This is a genomic window from Streptomyces sp. NPDC051987 (genome assembly GCF_040680735.1).
Lineage (GTDB): Bacteria > Actinomycetota > Actinomycetes > Streptomycetales > Streptomycetaceae > Streptomyces.
In genome coordinates, this window is record NZ_JBFAXI010000154.1 from 1 (window position 1) to 11,906 (window position 11,906).

Below are 11,906 nucleotides of genomic sequence, written 5' to 3' on the forward strand. Positions count from 1 at the left end.
CTCGCTCTCGCCGGTGACGAGAGTGGCCGTCTTGTTCTTGCTCCCGGCCGGGAAGTCGAGATCGAGGACCTTGAAGGAGAGAGTGCTCATGCGTGCTTCCTCGGGTGAAGGGTGATGGTCGGGGAAATCGCCTCGTGGCGAGGTGGACGACGTGAACCGGGTCGAAGGGGGCGGCCCGTGTCGATCGGGGGTTCAGCCTTGGGTGCCCGGCTGGTCGAACGGGTGGAGGCTGAGGACGTGGGGGCGGACGAGTCGGCGCCGTGTACATCGCCGGTGCGGAGGCCGAGGCGGGCCGTGTGACGTTCGAGGGCAGCGCGGTCGCTCATGAACGGGCCGAGGCGGAGCAGGTTCAGGGTGGTTGCAGTGAAGCCGACGACGATGTCGCCCTTCGCCTGGGGGAACGTCTTCGCGAACGGCTCGTTGACGCCGGAGGCGGCCAGCACGCGCTTTCCCATGGGGCGGACTCCACATCTGCGGGGTGGACACGGCAAGTATCTGCCGACGCAGATAATATATCTGTAACAACAGATATTGCAACGGCAGATTCTTCCACGCATGCCCTTCTGCCATCCTTGAGGAGTGAATGAGCAACTGCTGAATGACGACGACGTGACACTCTTCGGTCTCTTCGTGGAGGCCCACAGCCGTATCAAGCCCCTGGTGAACCGCGATCTGGACATACCGCACACCTGGTTCGAAGTGCTGCTGCGACTGGGCCGCACCCCCGGCCACCAGCTCCGCATGACGGACCTGGCAGAGGCCGTGTCCTTCAGCTCGGGCGGCTTCACCCGGCTCGCCGACCGCATGGAAAAGGAAGGACTCATCCGCCGCGACCCCGATCCCGCCGACCGCCGAGCCGCACTCGCCGTACTGACCGACAAGGGCGGTCAGGCGCTCGACCACGCACTGACCGCCCACGTCTCCCACCTGCGCACCCACCTGGCCGGACCACTCTCAGCCGAGGACCGCCGCCACCTCGAGCGCATCCTGCGCACGCTCCGCGACGCGAACGCGTGAGTTCCTGCCCTTGATCCGGACCGCCGTCGCATACGGGCGGCTCAAAACGGCGTCACGGAAACGCCGCGTCCGAACGCCTCGCGAACGCCTTGAACACCCTCTGTTCCGCAGGGCAGTCAGGAACGACCGGGGCGCTTCGAGCGCCCCGGTCCCGGAAGAACGCGCGAGGCACGGCTGCCGCGGCCGACGGTCCCCGCGCCCGGCGGTGTTCGCCACCGTGCACGCCGAGGGACCGGGGCGGGGCCTGCGGGCGGGTCCCGGCCTCTAGAACATGCCGTTGCCGTTGGCCGAGGTCTCCGGGACCGCCTGGATGATGTCCCAGTGCTCGACGATCTTGCCGTTCCGCACCCGGAACAGGTCCAGGATCGCCGAGCCCCGGTCTCCCGGATAGTTGACGTAGTGGCTGTGGACGGCCACCAGGTCGCCCTCGGCGATGATCCGCTTCGGGGTGACCGTCAGTTGCGGTGCCGAGGCGAAGTAACCGCCGAGGCCGGCCTTCGCGGCGGGCACGCCGTTCAGCATCTGCGGGTTGTGCTGGAGGTAGCCGGGGTCCCAGTAGCGGTCGAGGGCGCTCAGGTCCTTGTGGACCATGAGCTCGTCGAAGGCCTTGGTCACCAGTGCCTTGTTGGCCTGGGTGAGCCGGTGGTCCAGGGGCTGCGAGACCTGCGGTGAACTCAGCGTGGAGAACATGTCGTTGCCGCTGGCCGTGGTGTCCGGCACGTTCTGGATCACGTCCCAGTGCTCGGCGATCTTGCCGCCCTGGAAGCGGAAGATGTCGATGACGGACGCGCCCTTGGTGCCCGGGACCAGCACCACGTTCGAGTGGAGCAGCACGAGGTCGCCCTCGGAGATGGCTCGCTTGACGTGGTAGCGGGCGTCGGGGAACTGCTGGTGGATCGAGGTGGCCAGGGCCTTGAGGCCCGCCGCCCCGTCGGCCGCGGTCGGGTTGTGCTGGATGTAGTCCGGCCGTACGAAGCGGTCGACGACCGCGGTGTCGCCATGCTCGAACACTCGCTTGGCGACGGTGATGGCAACGGCCTTCTGGTAGCCGAGGCGGGCGGCATCGCCGTAGCCGCCCTGGCCGTGCGCCGCGTGCCCGGCGGCCGGGCCGGGCGGGGCCGCCACGGCGGGTACGGCGGCCGCGCCCAGGACCGCGGCGGTGGCGAGGAAGGCGACGACGGCTCTGCGGGCGGGGGTGGTGGGGGCGGTAGGGGACATGGTGCGCTCCAGACGTCTCGTGTGTGCGAAACCGGGGAGTGACTAGCTTGAAGTTTAAAACTCTGCAGCGGCAGATAAACACTCAGGAGCGGTTCATGTCAATCGCCCTTGCCGCTCCTTGGCGTTCGTTGCCCCTCCTCGACGCTCATGCCTGGAGCGCACTCGAAGCCGTGGGCCAGGTGGTCATGAAATACACGCAGCTCGGACGCACGAGCCGGCCAGGGGTCTGGCGCTGGCCCCGGAGGCCGCCGCCAGTGTCCTGGGGCGCGCGGCCGGGCCGCCGCTCAGCGAGCGGGAGGTCGAGGTCGTACGGCTCCTCGCGCAGGGGCACAGCAACCGGGCGATCGCCGGTGCGCTCTTCCTGGCCGAGGCGACGGTGAAGACCCACCTCGTCCGCATCTACCGCAGGTTCAGCGCCGAGAACCGCGCGGCCGCGGTCAGCGAGGCCGTCCGGCTCGGGCTGATCGAGCTGGTCTGACACGCCGCCCGCAGGCCGCCTTCCGGCGAGCCCGATGCACCGCGCGTCGCCCTGTCCCCGGCCGTTTACGGCGCCCAGAAAGACGAGCGGCGTTCCGTTCTCGGACTCGCGGCTGAACCGAGTGATCGTCACGAACACTGCGTCGTCGGCCCCGAAATGCACCCGGGCGCCCAGCAGGTCACGCAGCTCACGGCTCGGGACAACCCGCTCCGGCGCGTGGCGTAGGCCGCCGGCGAGGTGCCCGTGGCGCGGGTCCTTTTCGGTCGGCCCCTCTCCGAAGGGGACGGGTCATTTTCGCAACATCCCCATGGCCAGGTGCCTCCCTCGGATGGTGGGCTGGTCTCCCCTCGAAAACCAAACCACCTCGCGCGCACCTGGAGTGGCGCGTGAAATGGATCCGGAATGACGTGCATGAGTCTTCTTCCACATGAGATTGAGGCAGTGGATTCAGTGCTGCGGAATCTCTCGAAATAGTCTGGAAAGGGAATCCCGCCCGGAGGTCTACGGACTCAGGTCATCGCCGCTACCGGATCCGGCAAAATGCTGACCGAGGTGGAGGCGAACCGTCTTTCGACTCGCCGCGTGCTGGTGTTGGTGTCGACGCTGGACCTGTCACTGCAGATGGCCGCCAATTGGCGCCAGGGCGGCCGCCACGGAGCGATGATCGGGGTGTGCTCCCCGCGGGGCACGGACAGCCAGGGCGTGCCGTGCACGACTGACCCGGACGAGCTGATCGCGTGGACCGCCGGCCCCGAGACGGTCGCCGTGTTCGCGACCTACGCCTCGCTCGGCACGGGCACTTCCAGCGCGCGCACGCGGCGGGGCTGCCCGTGTGGGACCAGGCCCAAGTCCCAGCGGTGTGTTCCCGGGACGGCGGCCGTTCCGTGGGCACACCGCCCCTTCCTACATCCGTGCTGGTCAGAGAGTGGGACGTCTCGCATTCCTATCGCATCGCGGTACGCCCTGGTCTGGCCGGCACGGGTCGTCAAACGATGAGACCCGTCCGGGAGTCGCTCGCCCTTGCTTCGGGTCGAGCGGCTCGACCGGTACCGCCGCATCGTGCGACCAGAGAAGGGGACGAGATGTTCAAGGGAAAGGGCATCCTGGCAGGCGTTCTCACTGCCGGCTGCATGCTGATCACGGGACTGGCAGCTCCCGGGGCCCACGCGGCCAGTGCATCCGACTGCGACATCGTCGGCGACGGTTCGACCGGTGCCGGTGGGTCCTCCTGCCTGTTCTACCACTCGGACTTCAACGGAGCTTATTTCGGTGACCGCTACTCCATCAACTATCAGGGGTACACCTTCGGCGGCAGCGGAGACGGCTACGGCAAGCCCGTTCGCAACAACGCCGCGTCGGCCTGGAACAACGACACGCAATGCACCCTGCACATCTGGGTGTATCCCCTCCACAGCTCTGGGAATATCCAGCAGTCGATCGCGCCGCTGGACGAAGCGAACCTGAACAGCACGCTGAGCAACAATGAGGCGTCACAGACCTGGAGCGGGCCCGGCGAGTGCTGATCCCCCGATCGTGAAAGGTGTTCTTCGTCCCCAGTCCGGGCGAGGAACACCTCACCTCGGCGTCGTCCGTCGTGATTCCGGCAACCCGCCCCAAGCCGAAGGCAGGCCCAGTGTCCTCACTTGTCGTCCGCCGTGCCCGAGCCGTCGTCGCCTCGGCCTTCGCCGCCGGGCTACTGGCCGCATGCGGAACCTCCTCGCCAGGAACGGAGCAGGCCCTCAGTCCCGTTCCGGACCGGCCCGCACCCGTGACAGCGACCCCCACACCCGCCGGTCCCCGCCAACTGAGTCTTCTGCCCATCGCGCCGTTCCTGCTCAGCGCGGACCAGCAGACGCGCCTGACGCGGGCGGCCGCGCATCTGGTCCGCTCCTGCATGAGGCAGTACGGCTACGACTACGAACCACCCGCGCTGACCGCCCCGGTCGACACCTCAACCGACAACAACCCGCGCGGGGATCTTCCGAACGACGACCCCCGGGCCGTGCACACGGGTTACCGTGACCGGGCGGCCGCTCAGCGGCCCGTGCGCCCACCGTCCGGGCCACCGGCCCGCGGGCAGTTGCTGGTCGCCCTGGCGGGCAGCACTTCACGAGCCCGTATAACGGCACCGGCGACAACCATTCATGGCCGGCGAGTGCCGCCGGGTGGCTGTATCGGCCGGGCCCAGCGCGCCATCGCCGGTCACGCCGATCCGTCCACGGTCTTCTCGGACGCCGGCCTCACGGTCGACATACGCCTCGACGCATACTTCAAGACCGCGTCAGACAGCCGGGTCCGAGCGGTGTTCTCCGCATGGTCCGCCTGCATGACCGCCCGTGGCTTCCACTACGCCACCCCGCTGGACGCCGCCAAGGACAAACGCTGGAACGCTGACCGGCCGCCCAGTCGGCTGGAGCTCGACACCGCTGCCGCGGACGTCGCGTGCAAGTACCAGCACAACGTGGGCGGAGTCTTCCATGCCGTCGAGGTGGCCTTCGAAACTGCGGCCCTCGAACTCCACCGCCAGCCTCTTGAGAAGATCAGAAGTGAGCGCAACGCCGCACTCGCACGAGCGGATGGCATTAACGCGACGTACCGCTGACGGCAGGTTCGGGCGGTTCGAGCAGGCGGCGGTGGCCGCCTCGGGCGGTGCAGCCGCGGCGCCCGGAGCGCAGCGCCGTGCACGCCTTGGCTTCTGCAGGGTCAGAGGCGGGAACCATGGCCGTGTACACGTCAGTGTCGTAGTGCACCGGCTCGCTCCGCGACTCACCGTGCCGCGGCACGACCTGTGCTACGTCACCCGGCCGGCCCCAGCTGATGCGGGCCCATGCGGCGCGGCAGGCGTCGCTGTAGCGCAGTTCGACGTACACCTGGCCCACCCGGGTGAGGGCGGAGGTCCAGGCATCACCGGCGCAGCCGGTGTCCTTGGGGTCCAGGCCCGCGCAACCGTCGGCATAGCACTGCGTGTCCAGACCAGCTTCCGGGTCGGTCGTCGACATCGCCTGGGGAGCGGACGCCTTGTGCGGGCCGCCCGTGTCATGACCGCCTGCGGCCGAGAAGGCGACGACGGCGACGACCACCGCGGCCAGGACGACGAGGACGCCGGCCGGCCGCGCACCCGGTGGCATCCGGCGTGCGAGTCGGGCGGCCGGCTCCACCGCCTCGGCCGTCGGCTCCCCGCCGGGGTCCGCCTCCCGGCCGGGCGGGCGCGGCCGCTTCCACGCCTGCTCCGCCAGTTCCCACAAGGCCGTCAGGGGTATGACGTCGCGGCCCATCAGCCGGCCCAGTGCCTCGACAGCCTCTCGGGGCGGCAGCATCTTGCCGTTGAGGTAGCGCGCCCAGGCCGACTTACTGTAGGGGGTCTGTCCGGCCAGGTCCGCGAGGCTCAGCCCGCTGCTGTCCTTCATCTCCCGCAACCGGTCCACCAGGACCTGTACATCGGGTTCCAGCTCTTCCGGTAGCGCCTGCCACTCCCCCATTGCCTGCCCCACCCCATCCGCCACGGACGACACGCCCAACCGACGGTAGGCCACCGGTCGCTTGCCGCAGAAGTGCGCCGCTTGCCATTTCCAGCCGCCGGGTAGAGGCAGGGCATGGGGGTCACCGGTGGACCGCATCCGCTGCGTGCAGCACTCGTTGTGACTGTCGCAACTGTCATGGCGTCCATACCGGCGAGCGCCGCCGGACGGCCGGCGGCGTCGTACGTCACCGGCCGTGGCGGCCTCAGCGACGACTGGCGGGACGAAAGACCGCTCGACGCCCGCGAGCACCCGCGCAGTGACCTCGTCGGCCTGTGGCAGTCCGTGCTGTGGGCGGACGGTTACCTCCCCCGGGCCTTTGTCACCTGCCGCTACGACGCCCGTACCCGTGAGGCCACCCGCGTCTGGCAGAGCAACCACGGTCTGGTCGCCGACGGGGTCACGGGAGCCCAGACCTTCGGCTTCGCGAGTGGCAGACTGGTGTCCCGGCCACCCTGGACGGTGTACGTCGGCGAGCGATATGCCCTGCCGCTGCTCCGCACAGGTGCGGGCGTCTACAAGGTGTACGACGAAGGACGCTTCATCCCGCTACGCACCGACGTGACCACTCTGCACGCCTGCCGGGACGCTCACTGATCAACGACCCATGACGTGCGGGCATCGACACCGAGTTGACAGCCGGGCAGGTTCACGCTCCCCCTGGCCTGGCCGGGTTCGGTGCCCAGCATGCCGGTGCGCGCGTCCCCGGCCGGTGCGGTCACCGCCCGGCTGTTGTCGGAGACGGTGAGACGTGACGTTCCGGCGCCAGGGACGACCTCAGCCCACACGGCACGGCAGACGGGGCTGTACCAGAGGGTGAGCGTCCGACGGTGGGCGGTGAGCGCGTGCACCGGCACACTGCCCCGGTCGCAGCCGAGCCGGTACGGGTCCCGGCCCCGGCAGTGGTCGCCGAGACAGGCCACTCCTGCTGGTGTCCCGGTCGCGATGGGCAGCGGCCAGGGCCACTCGGGCTGACCGGACGGCGCCCCCTGGGGGGCCGGGCCCTGGGGCGCCGCGCGACCGCCGCCCCAGGGGCTCAGCAGGGCCAGCGATGAGGCTAAAAGCAGGGTGGTGCCCAGCAGACCGCCGAGCACGGCCGCCCGGGATCTGGAGCGAGAGGCCGCACTGGCTGCCGCGAGTGCGGCTGCCTCCCGGTCCCGGGCCAGCGGCCCTGTCCGTCCCGGCGCCGACCGCCGGGCGGCGGCGGCCGCGGCTACCTCCCACAGTGCCCGCAGTCGGCCGTCCTCCTGCGCAGCGAGACGCCCGAGGGCATCCACTGCCTCCCACGGCGGCATCGTCCGGCCAGACAAGTAGCGGTGCCAGGAGGTCGCACTGTAGCCCGTCTTCCGGGCGAGCTGGGCGAAGGTCCAGCTGTGGCGGCCTTTCAGGCGCCACAGCTCGTCCAACAGCCGCCGGTGCGCGTCGGGAAGGTCCTCGTGCACGGGCTTTCGCAGCGTCATGTCCAACGCCCGGCATGGCCGGGCACACGAAACCTGCCCCGCCGGGGGGACACGCCCGAGCGCACCCTCAGCAGCCAGCCTTGCCGTCGATGTAGACCGTGCTCACAGTGTCCGGCTGGAGTACCTGCTGCTCGTGGGGTGCCAGGCAGATGCCGTATACGCGACCGTCGCCTGCGACGGTCATGTGCAGGATCGCCCTCTCCTCGTTGAGGGCACTGTAGACCGCGTAAGCACCATAGGCGTCCGGCCCCAGTTCCTGCGGAAACCGCGTCACGCCCCGGTACGAACCCGTCGGCTGGCCCTGCGCCCAGTCGGCCGCCGTCTTGTAGAAGCAGACGTCCAGTTCGGCGCAGCCTTGGTCGACTCGCGCCGCGGCCGGCGGAGCTCCCACGACCAGAGCGGCGGAGACGAGTGCACCCACCATGACCGTTGTCATCATTCTTTTCTCACACCCCATGGACGTCAGGCCAACACACAGGGTGCGACAAGCAGAAGGAGTTTTTCGGTCCGCCGCCCTGTTGGCTGGACAGGCCTGCCAGATCGGCAACGGGCGCACCTGCCTGCGGGAGATGGTCTTCGGCGACCCCCAGGAGTCCCGGCACGGCGAAGCGCTCGCCATCGTCGCCCGGGCCTTAAGGAGGCCGTCGCCGCCGTGCTGCGCCGTGACGAGCGGGGTGCAGAGGGTGAGGCAGCGGCGCTGGCACGCATCGTGTCCGCGGTGATGTTCCTCAGCAGGGCGGTGAGCACGAACGTCGGCTTCGGCGTCGAGGAGACCGTCCAGGGCATCCGAGGGCAGGTTGAGGTCGTGCTGCGCCGCTGACGCGGGTGGCCGTCCAGCGGCGTGAGCTTCATCGTGCCCGGCACCGCCGCACGGGGGCGGGCGCCGGCACCTGCCCGTGACTGCTGACGAAGGTGTCCAGGACGAGCCCCCCGCTGGAAGCAGGGCTGCGGGCGGCGTGTCAGACCAGCTCGATCAGTCCGAGCCGGACGGCCTCGCTGACCGCGGCCGCGCGGTTCTCGGCGCCGAGCTTGCGGTAGATGCGGACGAGGTGGGTCTTCACCGTCGCCTCGGCCAGGAAGAGCGCACCGGCGATCGCCCGGTTGCTGTGCCCCTGCGCGAGGAGCCGTACGACCTCGACCTCCCGCTCGCTGAGCGGCGGCCCGGCCGCGCGCCCCAGGACACTGGCGGCGGCCTCCGGGGCCAGTGCCAGGCCCCCGGCCGCCGCGGCCCGCACCGCGCGGAACAGTTCCTCGGGCGGGCCCGCCTTGAGGACGTAGCCGCGTGCTCCCGCCTCCACGGCCCGCAGGACGTCGGCCTGGCTGCCGTAGCTGGTGAGCACGACGACCCGTGCGCGCGCGTCGGCGTCGAGGATCCGGCGGGTCGCCTCGATGCCGTCGATGCCGTCACCCGCCGCGCCCGGCTCCCTCAGGCGCAGGTCCATGAGCACGACGTCGGGACCGAGCCGCTCAACCAGCCGTACCGCTTCGAGGCCGTCCCCGCTCTCGCCGACCACGTCAAACCCGGGCTCGCCCTCCAGCAGGGCGCGCAGACCGGCTCGCACGACGGTGTGGTCGTCGACGATGAGGATCCGCAGCGCGGGCTCGACGGCCTCGCTCACCGGGCGCCCGCCGGGATCAGGTGCACCGCGTGCGCGGGGTCCCGCAGCGACGCACGCACGCGCGTGCCCGCTCCCGGCGCGCTGTCCACGGCGAGTGAACCGCCCAGCGCGACCAGCCGCTCCCGCGCCGCGCCGAGCCCGAAGCCCCGGCGGTCCCCGGCGGACCGCACGGCGCCCGGGTCGAAGCCGGTCCCGTCGTCGCGCACCTCGACGGCCGCCGCCCCCTCCTCGCCGTACACCAGGGTCACCTGCACCTGGTCGGCGCTCGCGTGCTCGCACGCGTTGGCGAGCAGCCCCTGGGTGACCCGCAGCAGTGCGACTGCGTGCTCGGTCGGCAGCGGGCAGGCCCCGTGCTCGGTACGGAAGGAGATCCGGGGCGTGCCGGCCGTGGTGTCCGTGCGGGCGCACAGGTCGCGCAGCGCCGACTCCAGACCGTCCTCGGCGAGCACCGGCGGGGTGAGGTCCTGGATGATGCCGCGGGTCTGCGCGAGATGGTCGCCGAGCGCTTCGGTGACCGCCCGCACCTGCCTGCGGGCCGCTTCCGGACGGCGCTCCCAGTCACGCTCGGCGGCCTGGAGCAGCATCCGGCTGCCGGCGATCTCCTGCGCGAGCGTGTCGTGCAGGTCCCGGGCGATACGCGCCCGCTCCGCCAGTCGCCCGGCCTCGTGCTGCTGGCGCGCCAGCGCCCCGCGGGTGCCGGCCAGTTCCCGGGTGAGCCGCTGCTGGTTGCGGTACAGCAGCACGGTGGCCCAGACGGCGGCGACCGGCGGTGCCAGCACGTCGGGGTCGACGGCGCCGTACGCCCGCACCAGGACGGCCAGCAGCAGGGCCGTGATCACGGCGAGGGCCGCGGCCCGCTCCGCGCGCGTGGGCGTCCGCATCGCCAGGACCGCGAAGGGCACCGCCAGCCACGCGTACCCGGAGGCGAGGGGGCCCGACAGGGCCCAGGCCACCGAAGCCCACAGCAGCAGAAGGACACCGAGCAGCAGGGTCCGGGCCCGGCCGAGCCGGTCCCACCGGCTCAGCCCGACCGCGTACAGCAGGGCCATGGCCGCCGTGGGCGGCGCGACCCGCCAGCACAGCTCGTTGTGCGCCTGGACGAGCCGGACGAGGGTGCCGCCGGCCGCGACCAGGAACACCAGGTGCGGCAGGTGCCGCGCGGACACGGTGGTCCGGCGGACGGCGTGAGCGGTGACGGGCACGGCTGCGGCTCCCTGGGGCGGGCCGGGCGGCGGTGACAACAGGGCACGGAGTGTAGGCCGTGAGCTGTGTGACCGCTGTAAACGCTCGGGCGGAGCCGTGCTCGCGCTGATGTCAGGCCCCCGGGTGCAGTCCGGGCCAGCCCGGCGAGGGAGCGCCCTGGACCTCACCGAAGTACAGGGAGAACGTCTGCTTCATCCGCTCGACCGTCGCCCGGTCCTCCATGAACCTCGGGAACTCCACGACGTGGGCGTTGGGGAACTCCCACACCGGCTTCAGGCCGGCGTCCGGGGTGACGTCGGTGCGCACCGACCAGCCGTTGAAGCTGGCCCTCTGGCGCTCCTGGGACAACTGCCAGTTCATGTACAGCTTGGCGGCCGCCGGGTGGGCCGCCTGTTTCAGGATCGCGGCACGCTGGCCCCACGCCATGAACGGGTGGTCGCCCTCGGGCACGACCCACTTCACGGTCGTCGACGAGGAGAGCAGGCTGCCCGAGCCGCCGACCCCGATGGTCTTCGTACCGGCGTTGACGGCGGCACCGGGGGTGTTCGTGCCCCGCGCGAACTGCGGCTGCTGCGCCGCGAACTTCGCCACCCAGTCCCAGCCGTACCGCTGCTGGTAGAGGGTGTACAGGAAGAGGACCGCGTCGTCGTCGTTCGGGTACGAGGACGCGATCGCACCCTTCCAGCGCGGATCGAGCAGGTCCAGCGGGCTCTTCGGCGCATCGGCGCCGGCGCCCTGGATGTCGTACATGAAGCTGAAGGCGATGACCATCAGGGCGGTCCAGGCGCCGTCCTGGTCCTTGAAGCCCTGGTGGACCGTGGAGAACCCGGCCGGCTTGTAGCGCAGCAGCCTGCCCTCGCGCTTCCAGCGGGTGAAGTCCTGGAGGGTCTGGAGCTGGACGACGTCGGGGACGAGGGTGCCGGTGGCGAGCTGGTTGTCGACGCGGACGTCGTGGTACTTGCTGTAGTCGACGACGGCCGTCAGCTCGACCTTCGGGAAGCGCGCGGCCCATGCGGAACGCACCCCGGCCGCCTGGCTGTCCACGTCCCCGCCCTGGTACAGGACGAGCTTGCCGCCCTCGGCGATCGCCGCCTCGTACAGCTCGTCGAGAGAGCGGGTCTCCTCGCGGACGCCGGTGAGTGACGAGCCGACGGCCGGGGCGGCGCTCGCCGTGCTCTGCGCGGCGACGGCGGCGGCACCGCCGAGCGCGACACCGGCACCGGTCGTGAGCAACCGACGCCTGCTGAAGTTGCTGGGCATGGTGGGGGGCCTCCTGAATCCGCCGCCGCCTTCCGTACGCGGCGGGGGGGGGGGGCGGCGGCGCGCCGGCCCGCGGACGGCGGCGGGCCGCGGGTGGCCGGGGGTGTAATAAATATCTTTTTTCTGAAACAAC

The 11,906-nt window shown here is 70.8% G+C and carries 13 protein-coding genes and 2 pseudogenes; 6 read left to right on the forward strand and 9 right to left on the reverse strand.

Annotation, left to right across the window (positions count from 1 at the left end; all coding sequences use genetic code 11):
* Positions 1–90, reverse strand: a pseudogene (locus AB0M11_RS39855) (MBL fold metallo-hydrolase); the annotation flags it as partial.
* A complete protein-coding gene (locus AB0M11_RS39860) occupies positions 87–443 on the reverse strand; it encodes a hypothetical protein (protein WP_365713605.1) in 357 nt (118 codons plus the stop codon). The gene AB0M11_RS39860 and the pseudogene AB0M11_RS39855, both read right to left, overlap by 4 nt.
* Before the next feature lie 136 nt (positions 444–579).
* Here AB0M11_RS39860 and AB0M11_RS39865 point away from each other — a divergent pair, with 136 nt between their 5' ends.
* On the forward strand, positions 580–1,017 hold the full coding sequence (locus AB0M11_RS39865; RefSeq protein WP_365713607.1) for a MarR family transcriptional regulator: 438 nt from the start codon (positions 580–582) through the stop codon (positions 1,015–1,017).
* A gap of 264 nt (positions 1,018–1,281) precedes the next feature.
* On the opposite strand, the gene AB0M11_RS39870 is transcribed toward AB0M11_RS39865, so the two are convergent.
* Positions 1,282–2,235: a nuclear transport factor 2 family protein gene (locus AB0M11_RS39870; protein ID WP_365713609.1), complete on the reverse strand. Its 954-nt coding sequence runs from the start codon at positions 2,233–2,235 to the stop codon at positions 1,282–1,284.
* A 283-nt stretch (positions 2,236–2,518) separates the two neighbouring features.
* On the opposite strand from AB0M11_RS39870, the pseudogene AB0M11_RS39875 reads away from it, so the two are divergent.
* The 3 genes and pseudogenes from AB0M11_RS39875 to AB0M11_RS39885 form a co-directional block, all read left to right on the forward strand.
* Positions 2,519–2,713: pseudogene (locus tag AB0M11_RS39875) on the forward strand (LuxR C-terminal-related transcriptional regulator); the annotation flags it as partial.
* Between the two features lie 1,082 nt (positions 2,714–3,795).
* The gene (locus AB0M11_RS39880; RefSeq protein WP_365713611.1) at positions 3,796–4,236 is read left to right on the forward strand and encodes a hypothetical protein; all 441 of its coding nucleotides are present in this window, start codon (positions 3,796–3,798) and stop codon (positions 4,234–4,236) included.
* A 371-nt stretch (positions 4,237–4,607) separates the two neighbouring features.
* On the forward strand, positions 4,608–5,315 hold the full coding sequence (locus tag AB0M11_RS39885; RefSeq protein ID WP_365713613.1) for a hypothetical protein: 708 nt from the start codon (positions 4,608–4,610) through the stop codon (positions 5,313–5,315).
* On the opposite strand, the gene AB0M11_RS39890 is transcribed toward AB0M11_RS39885, so the two are convergent.
* Positions 5,296–6,192 carry a DUF2690 domain-containing protein gene (locus AB0M11_RS39890; protein WP_365713615.1) on the reverse strand — a complete coding sequence of 299 codons (897 nt, stop codon included), beginning with the start codon at positions 6,190–6,192 and terminating at the stop codon, positions 5,296–5,298. The two genes, AB0M11_RS39885 and AB0M11_RS39890, sit on opposite strands and share 20 nt — an antisense overlap.
* Positions 6,193–6,369: 177 nt before the next feature.
* On the opposite strand from AB0M11_RS39890, the gene AB0M11_RS39895 reads away from it, so the two are divergent.
* Positions 6,370–6,828, forward strand: coding sequence for a peptidoglycan-binding protein (locus tag AB0M11_RS39895; RefSeq protein ID WP_365713617.1), 459 nt, complete (start codon positions 6,370–6,372; stop codon positions 6,826–6,828).
* On the opposite strand, the gene AB0M11_RS39900 is transcribed toward AB0M11_RS39895, so the two are convergent.
* Entirely contained in the window at positions 6,822–7,691 is an 870-nt protein-coding gene (locus AB0M11_RS39900) for a helix-turn-helix domain-containing protein (protein WP_365713619.1), read from the reverse strand. The genes AB0M11_RS39895 and AB0M11_RS39900 overlap by 7 nt on opposite strands.
* A gap of 67 nt (positions 7,692–7,758) precedes the next feature.
* Positions 7,759–8,115, reverse strand: a complete 357-nt coding sequence (locus tag AB0M11_RS39905) for a hypothetical protein (protein ID WP_365713621.1) — start codon at positions 8,113–8,115, stop codon at positions 7,759–7,761.
* Positions 8,116–8,343: 228 nt separating this feature from the next.
* Here AB0M11_RS39905 and AB0M11_RS39910 point away from each other — a divergent pair, with 228 nt between their 5' ends.
* Positions 8,344–8,511, forward strand: a complete 168-nt coding sequence (locus AB0M11_RS39910) for a hypothetical protein (protein ID WP_365713623.1) — start codon at positions 8,344–8,346, stop codon at positions 8,509–8,511.
* 139 nt (positions 8,512–8,650) lie between these two features.
* Here AB0M11_RS39910 and AB0M11_RS39915 read toward each other — a convergent pair whose 3' ends face one another.
* The 3 genes from AB0M11_RS39915 to AB0M11_RS39925 form a co-directional block, all read right to left on the reverse strand.
* Positions 8,651–9,310: a response regulator transcription factor gene (locus AB0M11_RS39915; RefSeq protein ID WP_365713625.1), complete on the reverse strand. Its 660-nt coding sequence runs from the start codon at positions 9,308–9,310 to the stop codon at positions 8,651–8,653.
* Positions 9,307–10,512, reverse strand: coding sequence for a sensor histidine kinase (locus tag AB0M11_RS39920; RefSeq protein ID WP_365713627.1), 1,206 nt, complete (start codon positions 10,510–10,512; stop codon positions 9,307–9,309). The genes AB0M11_RS39915 and AB0M11_RS39920 overlap by 4 nt, the downstream gene beginning before the upstream one ends.
* A 112-nt stretch (positions 10,513–10,624) precedes the next feature.
* Positions 10,625–11,773, reverse strand: coding sequence for an ABC transporter substrate-binding protein (locus tag AB0M11_RS39925; RefSeq protein ID WP_365713629.1), 1,149 nt, complete (start codon positions 11,771–11,773; stop codon positions 10,625–10,627).
* Between the last annotated feature and the right edge of the window lie 133 nt (positions 11,774–11,906).